Consider the following 26,816-nt stretch of genomic DNA (forward strand, 5'->3'; position numbering starts at 1 on the left):
TTATTTATAAAAAATAGAGGTTACTAATGGCTAATAATTATCAAACTTTATATGATTCAGCAATAAAAAGGATTCCATACGATCTTATTTCTGATCAAGCTTATGCAATTCTACAAAATGCTAAAACTCATAAAGTTTGCGATGGTGTTTTATATATAATTGTAGCCAATGCCTTTGAAAAAAGTATTATTAACGGTAATTTTATTAACATTATTTCTAAATATCTAAGCGAAGAATTCAAAAAGGAAAATATTGTTAATTTTGAATTTATTATAGACAATGAAAAATTATTAATTAATAGCAATTTTTTAATTAAAGAAACTAATATTAAAAATCGTTTTAATTTTAGTGATGAACTTTTACGTTACAATTTTAACAATTTAGTAATTAGTAATTTTAATCAAAAAGCGATTAAGGCGATTGAAAATTTATTTTCAAATAACTATGATAATAGTTCAATGTGTAACCCTTTATTTTTATTTGGTAAAGTTGGTGTTGGTAAAACGCATATCGTGGCTGCTGCTGGTAATCGTTTTGCTAATAGTAATCCTAATTTAAAAATTTATTATTATGAAGGGCAAGATTTTTTTCGAAAGTTTTGTTCTGCTTCGTTAAAAGGGACTAGTTATGTTGAAGAGTTTAAAAAAGAAATTGCTTCAGCAGATTTATTAATTTTTGAAGATATTCAAAATATCCAATCACGTGATTCAACGGCTGAATTGTTTTTTAATATCTTTAATGATATAAAATTAAATGGTGGAAAAATTATCTTAACATCTGACCGTACACCAAACGAACTTAATGGTTTTCATAATCGAATTATTTCGAGATTAGCGTCAGGTTTGCAGTGTAAAATTTCTCAACCCGACAAAAATGAAGCTATTAAAATTATTAATAATTGGTTTGAATTCAAAAAAAAATATCAAATTACTGACGAAGCTAAAGAATATATTGCTGAAGGTTTTCACACTGATATTAGACAGATGATTGGTAATCTAAAACAAATTTGTTTTTGAGCGGACAATGATACTAATAAAGATTTAATAATCACAAAAGATTATGTAATTGAGTGTTCAGTTGAAAACGAAATTCCACTAAATATTGTTGTTAAAAAACAATTTAAACCTGAACAAATAATTGAAATTGTTGCAAAAGAATTAAATATAAAAACAGATTTAATTAAATCTTCTATTAGAAAAAATAATATAGTTTGAGCGCGTGATATTGTTTGTTATATTCTAAAAAATAAACTAAATTTAACTTTAACAGATATTGGTAAATTACTAAACGGACGAGAACACACTACAATTAGTCATAGTATTAGTAAAGTTCAAAAAATTCTTGATGATGAAAATAGTCAAGAAGCACTACAAATTAATCTAATTATCAATAAATTTTAATTTTATTAAAGAAAAGTAATCAAAACTTATTAAAATATTATATATTTATATATAGTGTATTTTCGTGTTTTTGAACTCAAAACATAAAATTACTAATTTTTTATTATTTAACTTATATATTGTAATAAAGGAAGAGAATTATGAGAGATATTCATCCAGTAAGCAAACCATGCGTTTATAATTGTGTAACATGTAAAAAAGAATTTATAATTGATTCTGCAGCAAAAAATACAGAAGTTGCAATTGAAGTTTGTTCAAATTGCCATACATTTTTTATTGGTAAACAAAACGCAACTACAACATTACGTGGTCGTGCTGAAAAACTAAATAATCGTTTTGAAGCTGGTTTAAATAACATTAATAAAAAACCAGAAAAGAAAAAAATACAAGGTAAATCTGAACCAAGAAAAAGTTTAAACGAATTATAATTAATCATCTTGTCATTAATTGCCAAGATTGTTTAATTCTTTTTGTATAATTAAAAATTAGTAGATTAAATAACAGGCAATTAGATTACCTGTTATTTTATTTTTACTAAAATATTTAAAACTGAGGGACTTATGGAATACAACAAAAAACTTTATGAAGCAATTGAACGAGTCGCTATTAAAAATGACGCTTTAAAAAAAGAATTAGAAACGGTTGTAACAGACTTTAAAAAAATTAAAGAGATTAATATACAGTTAAAAAAAACTACTAAAATTGCTGAAGCCTTTGCAAAATATAAACAAAAATTGGATACTGGTATAGCTGCTGAAAAAATATTAAATACAGAAAAAGATTTAGAATTAATCGAATTAGCACAGATGGATTTAGATGAAGCTAAAATTAATATTCCAATAATTGAAAATGATTTAAAAATTATGCTGTTGCCAACTGATCCTAATGATGATAAAAATGTTATTGTTGAAATGCGCCCTGCTGCTGGAGGGGATGAATCATCAATTTTTGTCGGCAATTTGTTTGATACATATCGTGCTTATGCTGAAAATAATAATTGAAAAATGAAAATTATAGAAATGACTCCGAATGCTGTTGGTTTTAGTTTTATTTCTTTTATGATTTCTGGAGAAGAAGTTTATTCACGAATGAAATTTGAGTCAGGAGTTCATCGAGTACAACGTGTACCTGCTACTGAATCTAAAGGAAGAGTACATACGTCAACAATTACAGTTGCTGTTCTTCCAGAACAAGATGAAGTTGATGTTGTAATTAATCCAACAGAATTAAGAATTGATACTTACCGTGCAAGTGGGGCTGGAGGACAGCATGTTAATAGAACAGAATCAGCTGTAAGAATTACGCATATTCCAACAGGGGTTGTTGCTGCATGTCAAGAGGGAAAATCACAAATTGAAAACCGAGAAACAGCTATGAAAATGTTAAGAGCTAAATTATGAGAAGCAGCTCAAGAACAGCAAAATGCAGAATTTGCTAATTTAAGAAAAAATCAAGTTGGTACAGGGGATCGTTCTGAAAAAATCCGTACTTACAATTATCCACAGAACCGCGTTACTGACCATCGTATTAACCTAACATTAAATAAATTAGACCAAATCATGATGGGTGAGTTAGATGAGATTATTGATGCATTAATTGCTGACGAACAAACTGGTTTAATGGCTAATTTAGATATTTAATGACCTACCATCAATTAATTTTTCAAGCATACTCACTACTTGAAAAAAAATTACGTAATCCACAAGTAGCATTTCAGTTGCTGTACGGATTAGATAATAAAATTAACGATTCTTATAGTTTTTCAAATAACCGCTTAACAATTGTAAATTCTAATTTAGAATATACATATTTTAAACTATTAGATGAATTTATTAATGGAAAACCATTAGTGAGAATTTTAGGATATGGCTATTTTTGTGCAAAGCGCTTTTATGTTGATAAAAATGTTTTTGCTTTTCGTGTTGAAACTGAATTATTAATAGATGTTGTTAATAAAGTAATTCAACAATCCACTTATAAAATTAAAAATGTTATTGATGTTTGTTGTGGTAGTGGTGTTTTAGGGTTAAGTACAAAAATGAATTTTAATCAATTGAATGTTTCATTATTAGATATTTCTATTGATGCAATTAATAATTGCAAAAAAAATGCTAAATATCATAACTTAACAGATGTAAATTTTATTCATAAAAGTATGCAAGAATACTTTTTAAACACAAAAAAACGGTTTGATTTAATTATCTGTAATCCCCCATATATCAAAAGTAATTATGAATTAAATCGTGAAGTCTTAGATTATGACCCCATTAATGCACTTATTGATTTCGATCACAAAGATGGAATTAGTTTTTATTTATTTATAATAAATAACATTAAATCAATTGCTAATGAGAAATTCACTATTATTTTTGAAATTGGTTTTGATCAAAAAGAAATTTTAGAAAAAGTTATTAAAAAAAATGAATTTCCTCTTTTTTACTACTTTATAAATGATTATAATAATCTATGTAGAATTTTAATAATAAGTAATATTAAATATGAAAATTTATAGAATAACTAATTTAAATGTGATTTATGATGCTTTAATGGCCAATAAATGTGTTCTAATCCCTACTGATACTATCATTGGTTTATTAGCAAAAAATCAAGATGTAATTTATGAAATTAAGCAACGTGATCGAAATAAGAAAATCATCCGCTTTGTAGCCGATTACAAATTACTTGGTGATTTAACTGTAGAACAAAAGCAATTTTTAGATCTTTTTTGACCAGGTTCTGTCACTATCATTAAAAATGGTATTTCTTATCGTATGCCAAATAGCCCTTATATACTAAAATTAATTCAAAAGTTAGGTCCGTTATATTGTAGTAGTGCTAATATTTCAGGTGAAGAACCAATTAAAAATCATAATGAAGCAATTTTTAAATTTGGAGCAAATAGTAAACTAATTTATGTTGAAGCACAACAACAAATTGGTGTTCCATCAACTATTGTTGACATCGATAAATGAGAATACATTCGTCGTGGTGCTAATGTTGAGATGGTAGATATGTTTATTAAAGAACTAAAAGATAATAAAACAGGGAAATAATCAATGATAAAAAAAATTTATTTTGGTAATGATCATGCTGCTTATGAAATTAAAGATCAAATTATCACTCATTTAAAACAAAAAGGTTATCAAATTATTGATGAAGGTGCACAAGCCGCATTAGGTTCTGTTGATTATAGTACATATGCATTAAAAGTTGCTAATGACGTTGTTAATGATACTAAAAATGATAGCATAGGTATTTTATTATGTGGCACGGGAATAGGTATGAATATAGCAGCAAGCAAAGTGCATGGAACGCGGGTTGCGTTAGTGTATAACGAAAGCAGTGCAAAACTAGCCAAGGAGCATAATAATGCTAACATAATTACTATAGGAGCACGTGAAAATAGTTTAAACCAAATTCTTAAAATGATTGATGATTTTTTAACAAGTAAATTTTTAGGCGAGCGTCACCAAAAACGTTTAGATATAATTGCAAAATATGAAAAAGAGCAAAATAGTTAATTTTAAAAGTTTTTTTAATTTTTTTAACATTTTGTGTTCATTTTGTAGTAATATAAAAGTGCAATAAAATATTAATATTAAAGAAAGATTATATTATGTTAAATATTTTAAATAATGTATCTAATTCTTCACTATATTCAGCCGCTTCAAATGCTACTGCGCAAACTGGTTCAAATTTGATCAATGATCTAGTTCCAGAAACATTAACCGCTTCAGGAATTAGTATCGCTATTTCTGTTTTTAGTGTTATAGGTACGATCGTTATTGCTTTGAGTGTATTGCCACAAACAATTAAAACTTTACGTGAAAAAGATACAGCTTCATTAAGTTTATTACTATTCTTGCTTAATGGTATTGCTACAGCCTTTTTAACTCTATACGGTATTGGACTTGTTACAGTTCATCCAAATTCATTTTCATTCTTAGTGGATATTAAAAACGGAATGTTCATTTATAATAGAGAAGAGTGAGTTGCTGGATACTTAATCTGCGGTATCTTCTTAATTATGGGTGAAGCATTATGTTCAGTAACTTCATTTATTGTTCTATTCTGCAAAGTTAATAACATGATTAAAGCTAAAAAAATGGGAATGAGCGAAGAAGAATATTATGAAAAACAAATTAAACCATTCCTAAAAGTGAAAGGAGCTAACTAATTATGAATTTCACTTCATTATTGCAAGATGGTATATATGAAGTTGGTAATGGTGCAATCGTTACTGACCAATCACCATATTTAGGAATTACACCTGATTATCAGGGTGCATATGGTTTCCCAACACACCCTTGAGGTATTTTCTTTCAAGTTGTTGGAGCTATTTTAGTTTTTGGTGCTTATTTACCTGCTGTTATTAAAGTACTAATTTCAAAAAGAACTGAAAATTTGGCTATTGGTATGTGAATTATTTCAATTGCTGGTTTAGGATTATTAGCGATATTTGCTTGATTAGGTGTTTCTGTAAACCCTGGAGGATTTATTCTTGTAGCTCTAAGTGAAACACTATCTTGCATTGCAAGTATAATTGTGTTTGCTTTAAAAATTGCAAATAAAGCTAAAGCTAAAGCCGCTGGTATGACTGAATTAGAATACTGCAACTTACACTATCCAATTGTTAAAAAATTACCTAAAAGATAAATTTAATACTTTTTTTAAAAAAAGAAGAAGAAAGAGAGAAGAGTTAAAACTCTTTTTTCTTTTTTTATTGTTTATTATCTATAAAACTAAGTTAATGTCTATTATAATATAAATTATAAATTTTATTTGTGGAGGTGGTTTATTGTGGAAAATAAACAAAGTACATTAAATTTAAATAACAACACAAATATTAATCAAAATTTTCTAACACAAAATATTTTAAAAACTTACGAACATAAAGATATTACAGGACTTAAAAAATTACTAAAATCAAAACGGATTGATAAAATTGTTGAAAGTCTTGAAACTATTAATGATACACAAATTATTTTATTTGTATTAGTTGCCACAAAAGATGGAATTTGTGGTGATATTTTTAAATATTTAAATACTGAATTAAAATCAAAAATCATAAATGACGCAAGTTTACAGCAATTAAGAATCATTTTATTTGAACTTTATAATGATGATGTGATTATTTTAAAAAATGATTTTCCTATGTATACTAAAAAAATCTTACTTTCATTAGACAGCCAACAAAGAGCAGCTATTAAGCAATTATCTGAATTTGATGAAGATGAAGCTGGTTCAATCATCAATTCTGACTTTTTTACAATCAATCAAAATCTTTCTATCAAAGAAGCACTAATTGAAATAAAAAGAATGTATAATGACTTTGAACAAAGTAATATTATATATGTAGTAGATAATTATAATCGTTTAAAAGGATATGTAACAATTCATTCATTACTTTTTGCAGATTCTTTTGAATTGAAAATTTCTAATGTTATTCAAGAAGATGTTTTCTATGTTCGTAGTGATGAAGATATTGATGCTGTTTTAGATATTTTCAGAAAGTATCAAATTGAACAATTAGCAGTTGTTGATAAAGATAACCAATTAATTGGTTATATTAGTGATAATGATATTTTACCCGTAATTAATGCTGAAACAACTACTGATATTTATAAAATGTATGGGATTAGCGAATTAGATTTTCCTTACATTAAATCAAGTGTTTTTGTTTTATTTAAATCACGTCTATTATGATTGGCTGTATTAATGATTTCAGCTACATGTACTGGTTTTTTAATTGATAAATTTCAAGATGTAGGACAATTAGTCACAGCAGGTTTATCAACATTAGTTATCGTACCAATCATTCCAGCAATGACGGGAACAAGTGGAAATGCTGGATCACAAGCTGCCGCCTCTGTGATTCGTGCTTTATCAGTTGGTGAAATTACTTTAAAAGAATATAATAAAGTCCTTGCCAAAGAATTTTTGGTTGGTGCTTTAATTGGTTTAGTTTTAGCAATTATTAATTTTGCTCGTTTGATTATATATTTTGCTATTATTAAACCTGATTTACAACAATACAATGTTTTATACGAAAATATTACTAATAATCCACATACTAAAATGATTGTAGGAGCAATTGTTTCAGCTGGATCATCAGTCGCTTTGTTTTTTGCTATTGTAATTTCTAAATTGCTTGGTGGAACACTGCCACTTTTAGCAACAAAATTAAAAATTGATCCTACAATTATGTCAACACCAATTTTATCGACATTACTTGATATGGTTACAACTATTATCCTATTTGGTTTTGGTATTATATTTTTATTAATTATTGTTGATAAAGTTAAAGTCGAACAACTAAATAATATCCGCGAGCATATTCATGCTATTAAAAATGTTAATTCATGATTACCTAATCAAAATTTTTTATTAAATAATTTGAATTATTCAAAACATTTTGCTTAATTTTTTTATAGAAATAATTATTTATAAAATGTTATAATTTAAAAGCAATATGCCTAAGAAAGTAACTGTTTATTAATTAAACTTAATTTGTTACCGAGGTTTATATTAAACAAAAATGCATGTTGCAAACACATATTCTAAATAAGAGGTATAAATATGGCAAATGTTAGACCAAGTGTTGTTTTTAAACAACAAGAAGTCAACCATATGGCAGATATACTAAAAAATTCAAAATCTTTTATTGTTTTTGAATATCATGGATTAACTGCTGCTAACATTTTAGCGTTAAGAAATGTTTTACATTCATCAAATTCTAAATTATATGTTTTAAAAAATAATATTACAGCACGTGCTTTTGAAAAAGCTGGTGTTAGTGGATTTGAAAATCAATTAACAGGACCTAACGCAGTTGCTGTTGCAATGGACGATGAAATTGCTGCGATTAAAGCAGTAAATGATGTAGCTAAAGAATTTGATTTTGTCAAAATTAAAGGTGCATATCTTGAAAACAAATTTGCAGATACTCACAAAATCGATCAACTTGCTGCAATTCCTGGCCGTGAAGGTCTATACTCAATGCTACTTTCTTGCTTCACAGCACCATTACGTAATGTGATGTATGGTTTAAAAGCTGTAGCTGAGCAAAAAGGTGAATAAAATAATATTATTGGAGAATTTAATATGTCAAAATTAACAATTGAACAATTTATTGCTGCGATTAAAGAAATGTCAATGCTAGAATTAAACGATTTGGTTAAAGCTATCGAAACTGAATTTGGTGTGTCTGCTGCTGCTCCTGTTGCCGCTGCTGCTGCTCCTGTTGCCGCTGAAGCTCCAACTGAAGTAACTATTAAATTAGTTGAAGCTGGTACTAATAAAGTTGGTGTAATTAAATTAATTCGTGAGATTACAGGATTAGGATTAATGGAAGCTAAAACTGCTGCTGAAACTGCAGGCAGTGTAATTAAAGAAGATGTTAAAACAGAAGAAGCTAACGAAATCAAAAAGAAATTTGATGAACTTGGTGCAAAAGTACAACTTGTTTAATTTTCTCTTTTTTATAAATTGTTATTAATTAAAAACCGGCATCTTTTATAAAGGATACCGGTTTTTAATTCTATTTGTTTTTGTTCTAATCAAATTTAATTAGATATTTTATTAAGTTAAATTATAAAGTTATTATAGTTATAAATGATGATAAAAAAACATTAAGCGTTATACTAATTCATTTTTTATCTTGAATAGACACATACTTAATGTTTTATTTTTAATTATAATTGTGGAATCTTAATTCCATGTTTTGCATAGAATTCTTTTAGACCGTTGTACGTATTTTCAGAATATCCACCATCTTTTACTTTTGCTCCTGCATAAGATAAAAGCAACCCAATTAATGCTTGTTTTTCATCATTTGATTTAGTATTATCCCATATTTCTTTAAATTTCTTTGAAGATGTGTTAGAAATATATGTAGATTTGGCAACAGGATAGAAATAATATGTACCTTTAGCTGATTTATAAAAAGTTCCGCCATTTACTCTTGGATCAATCGTTTTATTATTTAATAAAGATGCTTCATTATCTGTTTCTTTTTTAACATCTAAATAACCATCAACAACTGGTTTTTTATCAAGTGTTTTAAATAAATCATCATTAGTGATTTTATTAACTAATTCATCATATGTGCTTACTTTATCACTTTGATTTGTTTGTGCTAAATTAAATGCATCAATTACATAATGATAAGCTGATGGTGAAATACCAACTACACCATCTGATAAATTACCAACAGTATTAACTCCTAATTTATATTTATCTTTTGGATCAATTTCGCTACCAATAACAATCTGGTCAGATTTTTTAGATAATGATTCTCCCTTAATTGCATTTTCTAATAATTTTATCGTTGCTGTGTCTAAACGTTTTGTAATTGAAAAACGAATAACACCGTTTTTATTTCCGCTTAGATGTGTGTTAATAAATTTATCTGTTTTTTTATTGATTGCTTGATCGTTTTCAATTTCTACGTCAACACCAATAACTCCTACATTGTGTGAAGTTGTTGCAATTGCTTCAGTAACAGCTATTCCAACTTGAGGAATAGCTACTGGTAAAATTAAATCAGCACCTTTAGTAATTAATTCCTGAATAATTTTTTTAGCATTAGCACTATCAGATTGGAAACCTCCAGCACTACTTTCTGAAGCATAAACTTGTTCAACATTAATCCATTTTTTTGTTTCTTGTGTTCCTTCTTGTTTAATGTTTTTATCTTTTAATTTTTCATTAGCTCATTTAACACCTAAATCAAAACCTGCTAAGTAATTGGTTGTATTTTTAGCATTTATACCTACATACCCACCTCAAGTTAATTTATTATCTGCACCAAAAACTGCTTGATTTGAGTTTAACATATAAGCTGCAGCAATACCTCCTAAAAAAGCGGCTTCATCAACTTTAAAATAAACATCAGCAACACGATCTGCTCCCTTATAAAACTCAGCTTTATTGTCATTATTATAAACTCCATCTAAAATTAAAGCGATTAAATTAGGATCAAATTTATCATTTACTAAAGCATTTTGTAATCTTTCAGGATGTTGATAACCAGGCATTAATAAAGCTCGTTTACCATCACTAGCCATACTTTTATATTTTGTTTGAAAACCTTCATCATCATCACTTGTTGGTGAAGTCCAATAAAATTGACTATAGTTTAATGTAGATTTTTGTGTACATGATGTTGCTACAGTAATAATTGTACCTAAAGCAAAAACGCTACCAATTGCTAAAAATAGAACTTTTTTATTTAACTTTTTCATTTTACTCCTTTATATTTTATTATTCACAATTTATCTTGAATAACTAAACAAACAATTTAAAATCGTTTATTTATTGTTAATAATATTAACCTAAAAAAGTTAAATTTTAAAATCATTTTTTTAAAAAAAATAAAGGAAAAAATCCTTTTTTTCTTATCTTGTCATAAAACTAATTTTTATAAAATTTGTTTAATGAAATTGATAATTTTACTAAAAGCCTTTATTTTAATTAGATTTAATTGAATGATAAAAAATAAATAATTAAAAAAGTAATCAAATTAAAACCCTTACTTCATCATAAAAAATAATTTATCATTTCTTTAAAAAAATATGAAATTAATGGTTAGTCTATAATAAAAAAATGTGCAAATAAGCACATTTTAATTTATCTTTTTGTTTTATCAAATGGGATTCCCACATTCTTTGGTGCCACACTATATTTACTAAATGAAATTAAAGCAATTAAAGTGATTACATAGGGGATTAATTTACCAATTTCTTGAGGTATTTTATCAATTTGTGAAAAGGTTTTTGTAATAACTGCAAAAGCAATTGAAACAACTGCAATTAGTGGAATTCTTCAAGCTCCAGCAATCAAAATGGCTAAAGCTAAGAACCCGATCCCACCAACCTCGCCTGCAAATGGAGAACGTGATGCATACATATATAATCCACCACCAATTCCAGCAATAAAACCAGAAATCGAAACAGCAATTCATTGGTATTTATAAACATTAATGCCTTGTGCATCTGCTGCATTTGGGTTTTCACCAATTGCATATAATCTTAAACCAAATGGAGTTTTTTTCATCATTATCATTAAACCAATGGTAATTAAAACAACAGCAATTAAAATTAAAATACTTCCAATATAAATAGTGTTGATTCCATCACCAATTTTCATTAATCCTAAATAATCAGAAGATAGACTTGTTTTGTCAGCAATTTTATCGCCCAAAGGATAAGTTACAAAGGTTGCTACTCCTGAAGCTAATAAATTAATAGCTGTTCCAGCAATAATTTGATTGGTTTTTAATTTTATAGTTAAAAAACCAAATAATAATGAAGTTGGAATAGTCAATATTCCAGCAATAATTAAACATACAATAAATGTATATTCTGTTTCCGTTTTTGTTCCCATATATTTATAAATAATTGTTGAAAATAATGTAAAGACTAAGGCACCAATAATCATTTGACCATTAATTGAAATATTAGCAATCCCAACACGTTCACAAAAGAAACCACTTAACGCACCTAGAATTAAAATAGCAGCGTAAATAGAGGCATCGTTAATTAATGATAATGAAGGCATTAACTAATCACCTCTTTCATGTTTTGTTGATTAATAATTGCTTTTTGATAAGCAGTTGTTAATCAATCTTCTAATAATAATTTTTGTTCTTGATCTAGATTAATTTTATTAATATGTTGTTTAGTTTTTTCATAATGTTTTGTCAAGTATGATGATGAGCGTTGTTTTGTATTCTTTTTAATTTCATCATCTTGCGAAATATTTCTTAATTCTAATTTTGTAATTTCTTTCGTGTAATTTTCTAAATGTTTATTACGCGAAATAATAATTTTATTAAGAATTTTATCATTTGGATTTAGTAATAAAATAATCTTATCCATTTGTTCATCATGAACTAAATTCTTTGATTTTAAAGTTATTGACAATTGTTCTAATCGAGAATCTAATAAAGAATTAATGTATGTCATAATTTGATTTTTTAAATCAATCATGTGATCTAAATTATTCTCAAAACTTGCCTGTTTAAATTCACTAAACATTAATTGTGCTTGTTCATCTTTTAGAACTAAAGATAACTCATTAACTAACTCGGTTGTTAACACTGAATTGTTATTTTCATATTCTTGTAATAAATATTTTAGCTTATTATAATCAAACGATTTTGATTGAGCATATTTACTAATTTCTTTAGCCACTAAATTTTTAATTAAAAAATCTTCATTATGAATTTTGTCTTTAATACGACTTAGTTTTTTAGCGCTTATGTTTTCAAAATGTTTTAGTTTATTTTTAATTTTTCTTGTTGTGTTAATTTCTGGATAATAAACAAGTGTTGCTCTTTCAATAATTAAATGTTTTTTAAGTTGCATTGCATTATTTTTCAATTGTTTCAAATATTTATCATATTCAACTTTTAATCAAGCATTATATGTTGTTTTAATGTAACTAATAGTATATTCATATTGTTGGTTAACTTTGTTATATTGTTCATGATTTTTAAATTGATCTAATTCTTTACGTAATTTCTTTAACTCTTGTAAATATTGATTACGTTTTTTATTAATTTCACTATAGATTGCTTTATATTCAGAAATAATGTTATTGTTTTTATTTTCATAATCTCGATAATAATCCTTACCTTTATAAGTATAGATTAAATGATAAATTCAATAAACGGGACTTATTCGTTCAAATAAAATAAACATTGCTGCCCCTAACATTACAAATGAAATAATAATTCCAGATAAATCTTGTGGAAAACTTCCTCCTAAATTATCAGCAGATTGTTGTAATAATCCCATTAAGAATGAGACAGGAATTGTTGCTAAAGGATGTGCTAGAGAAATTAATCCCATCGCAATTCCATCATATCCTTGGGTTGGTAAGGCATCAGCAGCTTGACTAATAACAATCGCATTTGTTGTTGTTGAAGTATAATTAACCATTGCTAAAGCCCCAGCTAATGCACCAGAGATCGCAAAAGTTGCTAATGAAATAATTTTTGTTCGGTATCCAGCATATTTTGCTGCATCAAATGATTTACCAACAGATAAGACTTTGTGACCAAAAACTGTGTATTTTAAGATTACTCAAATAATAATAGATAAAGAAATAAAGATCAATAAAGCAAATAAATAACCATATCCAGATGCTAAATGAAATAAAGAATAATTATCAGCAAAAGGAATTGATCGTGATCCAACTTGATCTGGTGTTGGATTATACATTTTACTTTGTGCAGTAAAAACAACATAACGCGTAATATAGAACATTATTCAATTCAATAAAATTGAACTAACAACTTCATTAATCTTTAAAAATACTTTTAAAATTCCTATAAAAACTGCAAACATTGCTCCTGCTAACATTGCAATGATTAATAAGAAAAATTGACCTAAAACATTAGGCATATTAATATTGGCAATTTGCATGTTTTTTACGACTAATAACATAATCAAACCTGAACCTAACATTTGTCCAGAAATACCAATATTAAATAATCCCGCTTTAAAAGCGAAAATAAATGATAATGCGGCAATTCCTAAAATTGCTACTTTTGTTAAATAAATATCTGGCGAACCAATTCATTTAGTAAATAATCTTATAAAGAAATCACGTATGTTATAGCCTAATATTCCAACCAAAATAGCTGAAACTACTATCGCTACAAAAATGGCAAAAACTGTCGATAAGAATTTTTTAGTGATTGTTTTTCGCTCTTGACCTTTAAGAAAGCTATCGTAACTTAAAAGAGTTTTAAATTTCAACATACTTATATTTTTTCACCTGCCATTAATTCACCAATTTTTTGTCTTGTCATTGAAAAACGATCACCAACACTAATGAAATATCCATTATGAATTACAGCAATTGTATCAGCAAGTGATAAAATTTCGTCTAATTCGTAAGAAATTAATAAAATAGCATTACCTTTTCGTTTCTCTTCTAATGTTTGTTCATGAATAAATTCAATCGCACCTAAATCTAAACCTCTTGTTGGTTGAACCAATAAAATTAATTTATGAGATCGTTCAAATTCACGACCAATAATTAGTTTTTGTTGGTTTCCACCAGATAATCCTCGTGCATCTGATGTACCACGTGTTGTACCACGAACATCATATTTTTTAATAATATTAATTGCATGTTTTGAAATTTCATTATTATTAAAAAATCCTAAATTACTATATGGTTTATCATCAACTTGTTGTAAGATCGCATTCATAGCAATCGTGTCATCTAAAACTAATCCATGTTTATGACGATCTTCTGGTACATGTGATAATCCTAACTGATAACGTTTTCTAATGCTTGCATGTTCAATTTCTTGATTATCAAGCATAATTTTTGCTTCCTTATTTCCTTTTAATAAGCCAGAGATTATTTGCGCTAATTCACTTTGACCATTACCTTCAACACCGGCAATAGCAAAAATTTCACCCTTGCGGATACTAAAATTAATAAAATTATTATTTTTAGTACTTAACAATGAAACATCATCACCTTTTGGTGATGATTTAACTTTCACAATATCTTTTTGTTTTTTAACAATTGATTGAATATCTAAATTTTGAACTTCGAAAACTTTTTCATTACTTGTGATTGGATCGATATTTTTAACTTCAACCAATTTTCGACCAACCATTAATTCAGCCATTTCAGCTATTGTTTTTTGTTTAACATCAAAACTATCAATATAATGTCCGCGACGAATAACTGTTGCAGAATCAGCAACTTCTTTAATTTCATTTAGTTTATGCGTAATAATAATGATTGTCTTGCCTGCTGCTTTAAAATCTTTTAGCATTTGTAAAAATGCTTGAATTTCATCTTCACTCAAAACAGCAGTTGGTTCATCAAAAATTAAAATATCAATATCACGATATAATAATTTTAAAATTTCCGTTTTTTGTTGTTGACCAACTGTAATTTTTGAAATTTTACTTTTTAAATTGATATTTAATCCATATTCTTGAATGATTTTTTTAAGTTCTTTAGTAATTTTTTTACGGTTAATGATACCTAGTTGCGTTGCACCTTCAGAACCTAAAATAACATTATCTAAAACACTTAAGGTGTCAATTAATTTAAAATGTTGATGTACCATTCCAATTCCGGTTTTTGAAGCATCTTTAGCTGAACTAAAATTGACAATTCGACCATTAATTTTAATTGATCCAGAATCTTGTTTATAGATCCCAAATAAAATTGACATTAAGGTTGATTTACCTGCTCCATTTTCACCAATAATTGCATGAATTTCATTTTTTTTAACAAAAAGATTAACATCTTTATTAGCAATAACAGTCCCGTTCAGGAAAGTTTTTGTAATCTCGTGCATTTCTATGGCGTAAGGACATTGATTTGTCTTAATTTCCATATGATCACTTTCTATAATTTTTTATATTTATTTCAAATTAGATACTTTTAAAGTATTAAATTTTTGGAATGATGATTTTTTTAGATTTGTAGAATGCTGCTAATCCATTATATGCAGATTCTGAAAAAGATTTATCTTTTAGAACAGCATTATTTTGACCTAAAACAACTTTTGCTAATTTTTCTTTAGCTTCTGGTGTTGTGGCAGCATCTCAATATTTTTTAAATTCTTGTGATGCACTTCGTTTCTTTGGATCCTCTTCTAAATATGAAGAACCTGTTAATGAATATGGATATAATTTTTTATCTGATTCATTTATATAAACTTCACCACCAAGTAATTTTTGTAATTCACTAAATGATTTATTTTTTTCACTATCTTTTAAAACTCATCCATCGCTTGTTTTTGTAGCAAGATCTTCTAATTTTGTAGTTCCTTTTGTTGAAAGAAGTTTAAATAATTCTTCATTTTGAATAACATTAACAATTTGAGCATATGTAATTGCTTTTAAACCAGCTAGTTTAGCCGCTTGTTCTAAATAAACACGACCTGCATTTGATAATTCAACAAGCGGAGTATCATCTACATATGTGCTCTTATCTAAACTTGCTTCAGTATGTGTTCCTAATTTATAAGCATCTTTATTAATATCATTAGTTAGTTGTGCACCTTTTGAAGCATTTTCAATTGCTCCCTTCATTGCTAAATCAACACGTTTAACAATTGAGAATAAAATTGTTTTTCCATCATTAACAGTTTTGTTTGTAATTCTTTTACGGTTTGTTACATCATCTAATTCTTGTGCAGTATCAACACCAATAATTACACTTGGATCTGTTGCATTTGAAACAATTGAAGTTGCAAGGTTTGTTTGTGGACCAGCTACAGGTAAAATAACATCAGCTTTTTTTGTAATTAAATCATTGATAATGTTTGTTGCACCTTCTTCATCTGGTTTAAATGAACCAGCAACGTATTTGCTAGCAAATACTTGTTCAACATTCATTCATTTTTTCTTGCTTCCATTAGCATCTTCTTGATTAATTTCTTTATCTTTTAACTTTTCATTTGCTCATTGAACACCTAATTTAAAACCTTGGATAAAAGTTGAAGTTGATGTAAAATGTAATCCAACATATCCACCTCAAGTTAGTTTTCCATCTGCTGCAAAAGTTTTTTGGTTAGCATTTAAATAGTACGCCGCAGCAATACCTGTTAAAAATGCTGCTTGATCTACACGATATGAGACAGACGCAATACGGTCTTTACCCACTGTTCCACTAAATTTATCATCAATTAAAACTGCACTTAAATCTTTTTTATCGCTGCTTGAACCAAAATATTCTTTAATTGGAATTGAGTGACTAAATGAAATCAAGCCTAACATACGAGCACCATCATCGTATAATGAATTATATGTTCTGTGATATCCTAAACTATCATCTCCAGCTGGTTTTGCATAAAAATCTTCTAAAGACAATTTAGAAATATAATTTCCATCTTTATTTGTTTTCCCATCATCTTTATTACTATCATTACATGATGCAGCAATAGCTGCAACTGAAGTTAATGTAACCACTCCAGCAAGTGATGCAAACAAGATTTTTTTATTGATTTTGCTTTTTTTCATAAAATTTATTTTTTATCCTTTTTGACATGAAAAATCTAAAATAACTAAACAACACAATTTTTAAGATTGTGTAGTATCATTATACAAAAAATAAACTTGTATATATAAGTTAAACACTTAATTTTTGTTTTTTGTATAAAAAAAAGCGTTTTTTTAATTAAAACACTTTTTTATTTTTTAAAATTTAGAATTCTTAATGAATTTTCTAATAAGATTTTTTGCATTTTTTCATGTGTAATGCCTAATAAGTTGGCAATAAATGCTGATGTATATAATACATAATAAGGATAGTTAGTTTGCCCTCGTTTAGGAACTGGTGTTAAATATGGGGCGTCTGTTTCTACTAGAATCTTATCAAGTGGGGTTATTTTAATCGCCTCATACAGTTCATGTAATTGATTATTTTTTGTTGGTTTAAAAGTAATTACACCAGGATATGAAATATAATAACCCATTTCAATATATTGTTGTGCATACTCTTTTTTATCTGTAAAACAATGGATTATTACATCTTGAACAGCTAATTCTTTTAAGATGGCAATTGCGTCATCGTGTGCATTACGGATGTGTAACATTAATGGTTTATGATACTTTTTAGCCAATTCAATATGTTTTTTAAACCAATGTTTTTGAAAATCATGATCATAATTTTGTTCATGATAATAGTCTAAACCACACTCACCAATACAACTTATGTAATCAATATTTTCTGCTATCAATTTTTCTAATGCAACAAAATCATTTTCTATATTATGTAAATCATTAGGATGGATTGCAACACTACAAGTCAAAAATTTAAATTTTTTAGCTTGTTGAATGGCTGTCTGTGAAGTTTTTAAATCTACTCCAACAATATTTAATCCAATACCTTGTTCATAACATTTAAAGATAATGTCATCAAATTCTTCAATTAATGGTTCAATATTAGGATGAGTATGAGTATCAATAATTTTTATTTTTTCTAACATATTATTTACCTATACAAAAATTTTTAAATAAATCATCTAAAAAATCATATTCGCTACTTATGCCTAAGAGTTCATTTAAACGTAAATTGCAAAATTCTAAATCAGCGACAATTAAATCAAGTGTATCCCCTTTTTCTAAATTAAGAATTGCGTTATTAATTAAATAATGAACATTTTCTAAAATACCAATTTGACGTTGGGATTGTAAAACATCAATGTTAGCATTGTCAAACTCTTGAACATAAAAAAGTTTTTTAATTTCATCAATCAATGACTGAATATCATTATTTTTTGCATTAATATATATTTGTTTATCATCGTATTGATCAACTAAATCTTTTTTTGTATAAACTAATAAATGTTTTTGTTTTTTAATTAAATCATATAACTCCAAATCTTGTTGTTCGTTTGCAGGTATTAAATATAAAATTAAATCAACTTTATCAATTAATGCTTTGGCTTTATTAATTCCTAAATTTTCAACAAAATCATTTGTTAAATGAATTCCTGCAGTATCTAAGATATTTAAAGTAATATTATCAATATTAATTGAGGATTCAATAACATCACGTGTTGTCCCAGGAATATCTGTAACAATCGCTTTTTGTTCATTGCATAAAGCGTTTAATAGAGTTGATTTACCTACATTTGGTTTTCCAATTATTAACACCCTAATGCCTTTATTGATTGGTAAAAATTTTTTTGATTGATCAATAATTTTTGTAATTTTTTTATCTAAAGATAATAAACGTTGTTTTAAAATAATAGCATCAACTTGTTCAACATCATCGTATTCAGGATAATCAATATTAACTTCAATTTGCCCAATTATCATAAATAACTCATGCCTAAATTCAGCAATTGATTGCGAAACACGTCCTAATAGAGCGCCAATTACACCTTTAACGCTTAATTCATTTTTAGCATTAACCAAATTGTTAATTGCTTCAATTTTTGATAAATCCATTTTTTTATTTAATAAAGCACGGCGAGAAAATTCTCCACGTTGTGCTGGTTGACAACCATATTTAATTAATGTTTTAATAATTAAATTAGCAACCACTATTCCTCCGTGGCAATTAATTTCTACTAAATCTTCTCCAGTAAATGTTTTTGGAGCTACAAATGTATTTATTAAAACTTCATCTAAAATTTGATTATCATCTTTTAGAATTGTATACCAAATTTTAAAAGTTTCTTTTTTTATTTTTATTGTTGAAATTTTATTAATTATTTCAAAAGCTTTTGGACCACTAACCCGAATAATGTGAATGGCACAATTCATAGGCGCGGTTGCTAAAGCAACAATTGTTGACATTGTTAATCACCTTTATTTTTATTAATAATTGTATAAATAATAGTAAACAAATTATTTTTATTAATATTAATTTTTAAATTCGCACGCATTAAATCCAAAATAATTTCTTTGCTATTTACATTATTAATTCTAATGAAGATTAATTTTAATAGATAATGAATTTGTAAGGTAGATAAATTTTTAAATATTTCTTTTAAATCATTTAATATTTCAAAACTTCTTAAATCACTTAATTTTCCATAATAAGTTAAAACATCATTGATTTCCTTGTTTTCTAATAAAATTTTTAGCTCATCCAAATCATCAAACATTAAGTCGCATTCCACGAGATCAATTGGTTGATTAATTTGGTTAATTAATTTTTTATATAAATCATGATTAGTAGGTAAATAAAAAAGCTGACAACGACTTTTAATAGTTTTTAAAACTTGATTTAAATTTTTAGTGCTAAAAATTGCAATTGTATTTTTTGGCGGTTCTTCAATAAATTTTAATAATGCATTTAAAACATATTTTGATGCTAAGTCAATATTTTTAATAAGATAAAATTTTAAATTAATATCTTCTACTCCATCACATAAAAAAGTGTTTTGTAAATCAATTACATCGCTTTTTTTCATTGATAGTCCATCATAAATTTTTAAATCAAAGTATTGTTTATTTTTAACTTTAGTAACATAAAATGATTGTTCTTTATGATTTTTCTCATAAATAAAAGCTAACATAATTTCTTCAATACCTGATTCTAGTGAGGTTTTAGGTGATTGAATTAATAAATTAGCAAAACTGTATTTCATTTATATATATTTATGTTCTTTAAAAATTTTTAATAATTGTTCTTTAACCTCACATAATACTTCATTTTCATTTTTATTGGCATCAATAAAAATAATTTTTTTAGGTTGATTATAAACTTTAAAAACACTAGGGTATTGTTTTAATAACTTTTCATAAAATTGTTTATTTTGTGAATCGAATGCATTTGTATTGTCAAAACGATTTTTCATTCGATTTAATGCATTATTAACATTAACATCAAAATAAAAAACATAATCTATTTCTAATTCACCAATTGCTTGTTGATTAATTTGGTAAATAACATCTAAACTTTGATTTTGAACAATACCTTGATAAATATATGAAGAATGAACAAAACGATCTGAAATTACAATATGATCTTTTTCTAAATGAGGATTGATTGTTTTTTTTACGTGTTCAGCACGACTGCTTGCATATAAATAAGCTAGTGTTAACGGATCAAAAACTTCTAAATTTTTTAAAAAAAACTCACGTATCATCTCTGCTGCATTATTGTTTTTTCCACCAGGTTCACGCGTTAAAAAAATTTTATTAACTAGTTTAGGTTCTTTTAAAACCTCTAAAAGTTGTTTTAAGATTGAAGTTTTCCCTGCACCATCAATTCCTTCAAAAACAATAAATAATCCTTTTTTAAGCGGTTTTTTTTCATTACTATTTTTCGTTAATATCATTGTTATCATTTTCCTCTTGTTCTACAAATCTATCCTCTAAAAAACTTAGTAATATATTAGTAAATAATTTTGGTTCTTCAATAAAAGGAATATGACCAGAATTATTAAAAATATATTGATTTACTTTATTGTTGTTTTTAAACACTTTAATAGCTAAATTAAAATCAATTAATTGATCATGTCTTGAAACCATAATTAATGTTGGCATTATTAAATTACGCTGTGCCATTTTTAATTCATGATTGATTTTAATATTTAATAACGATAAACATAAAAATAAGACATCGCGTGCAATTCGTGGATATTCTCTTGAAATTGACTCCCAACGAGTTTCTATTAAGGTTTTATAATTATTACGATAATCAATATATAATTTTTTTAAAACGACATCTGTTTTAAATTTTAAAAATGGATTGGGAAATAAAACCCAAGCATTAAATAATTTTTTATTTAAAAACGGATTTAAATATTGATAATGATATGGACAAACAAGAATTAATTTTTCAATGCGTTGGGGGATAATAAAACTAACCAAACTAGCAATCCCCGCTCCTAATGAATGACCTAACAAATGAAATTCTTTTAAATCAATTTCATTAATTCAATTAATAAATAACTCAGCAAAAACTTTAATATTTAAATCTTTTTTGTTATTAATAGGTGTTAAACCATGTGCAGGTAATCCAACAAAATAACAATCATAATCAGATAAATCTTTATTAATTAAAAAAAAATAATGTGGAGATGCATCAAGGCCGTGTATAAAAACAATCGAACCTTTTTTTAGTTCGCTTTTAGATGGCTCAAAATAAAAATTAAGTGTGTTAGTCTTAATTAATTCCATAATCATTACTTTCTTTTTTTAATTTTAAATAAAAAAATAATCAACTTATTTAATAGTTAATATTTTATTATAAAAAACCAATCTTTAATGAGATAAAGTATAAATTTAATTTTTCAATAAAATAACTTGATATAAAAAATATGGTCCTGAAATAATTGGCACTAATAAAATAGTCTGGTCAGTTGATAAATTTAAAATTAAAACAACAAAAATATAACTAATCAATAATACAATGCCGCCTATTAATCCAGCATTAATAATGCCATTAGAAATATTGTTTTTTACATAATTGAAAGAAAAATTAGCTGCAACAATCCCAACAAAAATAACATTACCACTTAAACTATAACTTACCGATACTAATAAGCTAATGCAAATAAAAGTTTGAATTGTCAAGGACTTATTATTAATGCCTAACTGTCCAGATATTTGTTGATTTGTTACCATAATCTTAAATTTAGTTGCATTTAACATTAACCAAATAACACTAATAGTAAGCATTCCAAAACAAAAATAAAAACAAAAATCGCTGCGTGATTCAATATTACCTAATAAAATTGTTTTTAAATACATACTTGATTCTTTACTCATTAAAATTCTTAATGACTGAGCAATAACAATTGTAATCAAATTAATAATAATACCTGAAACAATAATTCTTTTAAAAATGTATCCAGTAGAAGAATTGCATAAAAAATGAATAAAAAAACAAATCATTGTTGACCCAATTAAATAAATAAATGGTAGAACATATTCCATTCGTTTTTGGATTTGCAATTGCCCAAAATCAAATATTAAAAAAAGTATTGTTAAAATCACTAAGTTAATATTGCCCATTCCTAATAAAGAACTATCTGCTAAACGATTTTTTGTTAATCTTTGAAGAATATAACCACTAATTCCTAATGCAATTCCAGAAAACAATAATTGTGTGATAATTTTTCAATCGCTCAAATAACTAAAAACATTTATAAAACGCGAGGCTCCAGCTACAGCAATCAGCGTTAAAATAATTGTTATTATTAATAAACTTAATGAAAGAAAAAATTTGTTCTTTTTAAAACGAAAAAATAATTTTTGTTCAAATTGGTGTTTTAAATTTTGATCATGCTTAATTTTTATACTCATTTAATTTTTATTCACTTTCCATCCTAATTCTCATTTTAGCAAAACAATCATTGGAATCGCAAAAACTGTTGCTACTAAAAAAACAATATTAAATTTTGAAAAAAATTCTACAATTATTCCAAGTAATTCTAATAAAAAAGTAGTTAGAAAAATGGCGATAATCATTTGAAATAAATAATTAGTTCTTTTAAAAAGTAAACGAACTAAATGGGGCATAACAATTGCAATTAATGAAAGACCGCCAATTAAAAACGTAGTTGAAATGGCAATAAAAATTGAACAAGTTGAAGTGATTCAAAACACTTTATTAACATCGATTCCTAGTGATTTAGCTAAATAATGATCCGTATCTAAAATTTGGATTTTTTTAGCATAACATAACAAAATAATCGTACTTATAAACACTATTGGAGTGCCAATATAAAAGCGCTCAATAGAATTGTAAACACCAATACTACCTAATAATTGAATGGGGGAAGCGACAATTGATGAATTAAAATTAGCAATTAAAATATTAACAGCTGTGATAATGGCACCTAATGAAAAACCAAAAATAATAGGTTTAAAAGTTTTCTTATGTGGTGAAATTCTAATAAATAAAAAATTGATTCCTAAAGCAAATAAGCTAAAAATAATTCCAAAAACATAGCCAATAAAAATATTAGAAAAACTTTTGGTAATTAACTGACTCAAAATATTACCTAAGGCTGCTAATGGAAAAATTCCTAATGTTGATGGACCTGCCAAACCATTACGCGTTGTAGATTGCAAACTAAATCCACTGCAAACCAATCCTGCACCACAAACTAATAAAACAATTGGAGAATAAAAAAACAATAAAAAAACCTCTTCAAATGAAGCATTTTGAAAGTAAAACGATTCTCAAATAAATGTTTTGTTAGTATAAATAATGTTAAATATAAAAATAAAAGAAGTTAACAAAACCAAAACAACAAAAACACTTCATTTATATATTAAATATTTTTTAAAATTAAGTTTATTTTCAAATTTCAATTTTATTTTCATAATATATTATTATAAATTAAAAATCTGATTTAGCCGTGTTGATTCTTGTTTTAAATTGGGTTTTGGGATCATTAATTCCTTGTGTACTACTAATTATTCAAGATCCTGTATTTTTAATCATAATTAATTTATTCATTGAGTTTAATAAATGGGATGGGCCCATATAAATTGCAAAATTTTTATCAACAAATTCCGCTTTTTCACTATCATTAGGAGCCTTATTAATTTTTTCTAATTTATCATAATTAATCAACTCTTTTAAATAATTACCAACACCTTGGGTTTTTAAATTAATATTATTAAAACTTTCATAATCAACTATTGCATCAGGTTTTAAACCGAATGAAATTAAATGATCAATACTATCTGCTCATGTCCCAACAATTTTATAACCATAAGTTAGCTTAAAATTTTTATTTATATAATGAGGTTTAATTATTAAATTACGCTCTTTAATAGTTGGTTTGTGATCAAATAAATTTATTAATTCTTCTTTATTAAATGGGAGATAACTTCATTGTTTTTTTATTGTTTTTTTATTTGTGAAAATTTTTAATAATTCTTTAATAATTAGTGATTGCCCAACCATTGTAAAAGAACCTCATCAAAACAATGAACGATCAATAAAAATAATTTTTGAACGAGAATTGCGTAAGAATTTATGAGCATAAAAATTTTTGTTTGATAAAATTTCTTTAAATAAATCTTCACGTTTTTGACCATCTGTTTTGTATTTATTATTAGTAAATAAATTAGAATCATACATATAAAAAACATAATCAGCTGTTTTATAAAATGAAGATGTTTGTTTTAAGACTGATTCGAGCGGGTTTGTTCTTAATGCATTATAACCAATTGATTGATAACGATCAATAATATCACTAATATCATTATTAATTGGTTTTGGAAAATTCAATCCCAATCCTGGAACTTCTGTATAAGGATTAGAATAGATTAGTGGAAAATCTGAAGGTGTTAGAATAGAAAATTTATTATAATTTTCTTTATTATTAACTAATTCATTACGATTTTCTATAACTAAAACAGTTGCTTTATGATTGCGCATTTTTTGGATGCTATCGAGCATTGCTACATTATTAATATCATTTTTTAATAAACGTGCGATCTTTAGACTTCATTCAGTAAATGAATGTACATTTTGCATTGGTTTTGGTAGACGTTTTTTTAATTCATTAAAATTTAAAACATTATCTAATTGGCGAGCAAATTCTAAATGAATTTTATAAGGATCACGAAAAAAATTATTCAATCTCCAATTTTTATTTTTGAATAATCAATTAGTATCATACGGTTTTTGTTGTTGAAGATTTTTACATGAACTTAATGTTGTAAAAATAATACTTAATCCAAGCATTGAAATTACATTAATTAATCTAAATTTAAAACTAATTTTCATTATTAAAACCATTTTATTATTTATTTTAATAAAAATTAAGCTCTATTTCAATGTTTTCAACCCAAATAAGCTAAAACAGGTGCTCCTATAAAACTCATTCAAATCGATGAATTAATATAAATTGTCTCACGATATAGTATTAAACCTAAAGATGTTATCATTGCACCTAATAATCCTGATAAGGGCATAACATAACGATAATCTCTAATTGAAAAAATTTTACGCACGATATGGGGACCAAATAATCCAACAAATGCAATATTACCAACTAATAAAATAGTTGGTGAAACTAAAAAAATAGTTGAAATAATAGCTAAAATTTTAATAATAATAATTGACGATCCTAAGTTTTTAGCTTTTTCATCACCAATTTCTAATAAGGTTAATTTGTAAGCTAGAAAACAAGCTAATATTACACCAATTAGAATTAAAATTGCACTAACTCATAATGTTAAAAAAGGATCAATATGAGTTGTATAAATATTTTCACTACCCCCTAAAACATATTTAAAATTAATACTTGAACCTTTAGCACTTTGAATACGAATAAAATAAGAAATTGTATTAAAAAAAACTCCTATAGCTAATCCTGCTAAAGTAATTTTAATATATGATAATCTGCTTCTTGTTGCAAAAACTAGAATCAATAAAATAATGCTAGCAATTATTCCACCAATAATGGCAAAACCAAAAAGTTCTCCAAAAGAAATCATGTTATATGAGAATGCAATTACAATCATAAATACACTTGATTGTACAATACCTAATGTACTTGAATCAGCTAATGGATTTTTAGTTAGTGCTTGTGTCACGCATCCAGCAATTGCCAAACTAATACCTGATAAAATTGAAGAAATGCTTGCTCAAAATGTAGCTTGTAAATTTAAATATTTAATATTTGTTGGATCTAAAAAATGTCCATTAAAAATTAATTTAAGGGACTCGTGTAAGGGAAAGTAAACATATTTATTTAATTGTTGATCATAAAAATTAGCATATGAAATATTTCATACTCAAATACTAAAAATAGCAATAATTAAAAAAACTGTTGCTCCTATTAAAATGAGTGGCTTTAATTTTTTAACTTGTTGATTTTTAATTTGTTTAAATAGTTTAAAACGAAAGGTATAATTTTGCATTAATTGAATATTTTATTTTTAATTTTTAATATCTATTAAATATATCAAATTAGATATTTTTTTAAGCGACTCCCAT

25 protein-coding genes are annotated in these 26,816 nt (G+C 26.1%); 11 read left to right on the top strand and 14 right to left on the bottom strand.

The window, feature by feature from the left end; translation table 4 throughout:
- The first annotated feature begins 26 nt into the window (after nucleotides 1-26).
- The 11 genes from dnaA (at nucleotide 27) to rplL (ending at nucleotide 8,870) form a co-directional block, all read left to right on the top strand.
- Nucleotides 27-1,400 (top strand): chromosomal replication initiator protein DnaA, encoded by a 1,374-nt coding sequence (gene dnaA / locus UPA3_RS00015; protein ID WP_006688755.1) that lies wholly within the window; start codon nucleotides 27-29, stop codon nucleotides 1,398-1,400.
- A gap of 140 nt (nucleotides 1,401-1,540) precedes the next feature.
- A complete protein-coding gene (rpmE, locus tag UPA3_RS00020; protein ID WP_006688758.1) occupies nucleotides 1,541-1,828 on the top strand; it encodes a 50S ribosomal protein L31 in 288 nt (95 codons plus the stop codon).
- A 132-nt stretch (nucleotides 1,829-1,960) separates the two neighbouring features.
- On the top strand, nucleotides 1,961-3,040 hold the full coding sequence (gene prfA, locus UPA3_RS00025) for a peptide chain release factor 1 (RefSeq protein ID WP_006688457.1): 1,080 nt from the start codon (nucleotides 1,961-1,963) through the stop codon (nucleotides 3,038-3,040).
- Complete coding sequence (locus UPA3_RS00030; protein ID WP_006688499.1) at nucleotides 3,040-3,912, top strand: HemK/PrmC family methyltransferase; 873 nt, start codon at nucleotides 3,040-3,042, stop codon at nucleotides 3,910-3,912. The genes prfA and UPA3_RS00030 overlap by 1 nt, the downstream gene beginning before the upstream one ends.
- A complete protein-coding gene (locus UPA3_RS00035) occupies nucleotides 3,899-4,453 on the top strand; it encodes an L-threonylcarbamoyladenylate synthase (RefSeq protein ID WP_006688596.1) in 555 nt (184 codons plus the stop codon). The genes UPA3_RS00030 and UPA3_RS00035 overlap by 14 nt, the downstream gene beginning before the upstream one ends.
- A gap of 3 nt (nucleotides 4,454-4,456) precedes the next feature.
- Nucleotides 4,457-4,921, top strand: coding sequence for an RpiB/LacA/LacB family sugar-phosphate isomerase (locus UPA3_RS00040; protein WP_006688688.1), 465 nt, complete (start codon nucleotides 4,457-4,459; stop codon nucleotides 4,919-4,921).
- Nucleotides 4,922-5,016: 95 nt separating this feature from the next.
- On the top strand, nucleotides 5,017-5,577 hold the full coding sequence (locus UPA3_RS00045; protein ID WP_006688754.1) for a PQ-loop domain-containing transporter: 561 nt from the start codon (nucleotides 5,017-5,019) through the stop codon (nucleotides 5,575-5,577).
- Between the two features lie 2 nt (nucleotides 5,578-5,579).
- Entirely contained in the window at nucleotides 5,580-6,056 is a 477-nt protein-coding gene (locus tag UPA3_RS00050) for a hypothetical protein (RefSeq protein WP_006688510.1), read from the top strand.
- 144 nt (nucleotides 6,057-6,200) lie between these two features.
- A complete protein-coding gene (mgtE, locus tag UPA3_RS00055; protein WP_006688603.1) occupies nucleotides 6,201-7,823 on the top strand; it encodes a magnesium transporter in 1,623 nt (540 codons plus the stop codon).
- Between the two features lie 156 nt (nucleotides 7,824-7,979).
- The gene (gene rplJ / locus UPA3_RS00060; protein ID WP_006688636.1) at nucleotides 7,980-8,480 is read left to right on the top strand and encodes a 50S ribosomal protein L10; all 501 of its coding nucleotides are present in this window, start codon (nucleotides 7,980-7,982) and stop codon (nucleotides 8,478-8,480) included.
- Between the two features lie 24 nt (nucleotides 8,481-8,504).
- Nucleotides 8,505-8,870: a 50S ribosomal protein L7/L12 gene (gene rplL / locus UPA3_RS00065; protein ID WP_006688489.1), complete on the top strand. Its 366-nt coding sequence runs from the start codon at nucleotides 8,505-8,507 to the stop codon at nucleotides 8,868-8,870.
- Nucleotides 8,871-9,094: 224 nt separating this feature from the next.
- On the opposite strand, the gene UPA3_RS00070 is transcribed toward rplL, so the two are convergent.
- The 14 genes from UPA3_RS00070 to UPA3_RS00135 all read right to left on the bottom strand — a co-directional run bounded on the left by UPA3_RS00070 (nucleotide 9,095) and on the right by UPA3_RS00135 (nucleotide 26,740).
- Nucleotides 9,095-10,645: a BMP family ABC transporter substrate-binding protein gene (locus UPA3_RS00070; RefSeq protein ID WP_006688622.1), complete on the bottom strand. Its 1,551-nt coding sequence runs from the start codon at nucleotides 10,643-10,645 to the stop codon at nucleotides 9,095-9,097.
- A gap of 385 nt (nucleotides 10,646-11,030) precedes the next feature.
- Entirely contained in the window at nucleotides 11,031-11,960 is a 930-nt protein-coding gene (locus UPA3_RS00075) for an ABC transporter permease (RefSeq protein ID WP_006688491.1), read from the bottom strand.
- Entirely contained in the window at nucleotides 11,960-14,170 is a 2,211-nt protein-coding gene (locus tag UPA3_RS00080; RefSeq protein WP_006688451.1) for an ABC transporter permease subunit, read from the bottom strand. The genes UPA3_RS00075 and UPA3_RS00080 overlap by 1 nt, the downstream gene beginning before the upstream one ends.
- Nucleotides 14,171-14,172: 2 nt before the next feature.
- Nucleotides 14,173-15,780, bottom strand: a complete 1,608-nt coding sequence (locus UPA3_RS00085) for an ABC transporter ATP-binding protein (protein WP_006688670.1) — start codon at nucleotides 15,778-15,780, stop codon at nucleotides 14,173-14,175.
- Between the two features lie 55 nt (nucleotides 15,781-15,835).
- On the bottom strand, nucleotides 15,836-17,410 hold the full coding sequence (locus UPA3_RS00090; RefSeq protein WP_006688556.1) for a BMP family ABC transporter substrate-binding protein: 1,575 nt from the start codon (nucleotides 17,408-17,410) through the stop codon (nucleotides 15,836-15,838).
- 170 nt (nucleotides 17,411-17,580) lie between these two features.
- On the bottom strand, nucleotides 17,581-18,378 hold the full coding sequence (locus UPA3_RS00095; RefSeq protein WP_006688502.1) for a TatD family hydrolase: 798 nt from the start codon (nucleotides 18,376-18,378) through the stop codon (nucleotides 17,581-17,583).
- A 1-nt stretch (nucleotide 18,379) separates the two neighbouring features.
- Nucleotides 18,380-19,696 (bottom strand): tRNA uridine-5-carboxymethylaminomethyl(34) synthesis GTPase MnmE, encoded by a 1,317-nt coding sequence (gene mnmE / locus UPA3_RS00100; protein ID WP_006688774.1) that lies wholly within the window; start codon nucleotides 19,694-19,696, stop codon nucleotides 18,380-18,382.
- 2 nt (nucleotides 19,697-19,698) lie between these two features.
- Entirely contained in the window at nucleotides 19,699-20,493 is a 795-nt protein-coding gene (locus UPA3_RS00105; RefSeq protein ID WP_006688710.1) for a DNA polymerase III subunit delta, read from the bottom strand.
- Entirely contained in the window at nucleotides 20,494-21,186 is a 693-nt protein-coding gene (tmk, locus tag UPA3_RS00110; protein WP_006688582.1) for a dTMP kinase, read from the bottom strand.
- Complete coding sequence (locus UPA3_RS00115) at nucleotides 21,167-22,030, bottom strand: alpha/beta fold hydrolase (protein WP_006689027.1); 864 nt, start codon at nucleotides 22,028-22,030, stop codon at nucleotides 21,167-21,169. The genes tmk and UPA3_RS00115 overlap by 20 nt, the downstream gene beginning before the upstream one ends.
- A 105-nt stretch (nucleotides 22,031-22,135) precedes the next feature.
- A complete protein-coding gene (locus UPA3_RS00120; protein ID WP_006688783.1) occupies nucleotides 22,136-23,158 on the bottom strand; it encodes an iron ABC transporter permease in 1,023 nt (340 codons plus the stop codon).
- The gene (locus tag UPA3_RS00125; RefSeq protein WP_038105939.1) at nucleotides 23,159-24,100 is read right to left on the bottom strand and encodes an iron ABC transporter permease; all 942 of its coding nucleotides are present in this window, start codon (nucleotides 24,098-24,100) and stop codon (nucleotides 23,159-23,161) included.
- 100 nt (nucleotides 24,101-24,200) lie between these two features.
- Complete coding sequence (locus tag UPA3_RS00130; protein WP_006688611.1) at nucleotides 24,201-25,601, bottom strand: hypothetical protein; 1,401 nt, start codon at nucleotides 25,599-25,601, stop codon at nucleotides 24,201-24,203.
- A gap of 35 nt (nucleotides 25,602-25,636) precedes the next feature.
- On the bottom strand, nucleotides 25,637-26,740 hold the full coding sequence (locus UPA3_RS00135; protein ID WP_006688689.1) for an iron chelate uptake ABC transporter family permease subunit: 1,104 nt from the start codon (nucleotides 26,738-26,740) through the stop codon (nucleotides 25,637-25,639).
- Nucleotides 26,741-26,816 lie beyond the last annotated feature (76 nt).

The sequence above is a fragment of the Ureaplasma parvum serovar 3 str. ATCC 27815 genome, from assembly GCF_000019345.1.
GTDB lineage: Bacteria > Bacillota_I > Bacilli_A > Mycoplasmatales > Mycoplasmoidaceae > Ureaplasma > Ureaplasma parvum.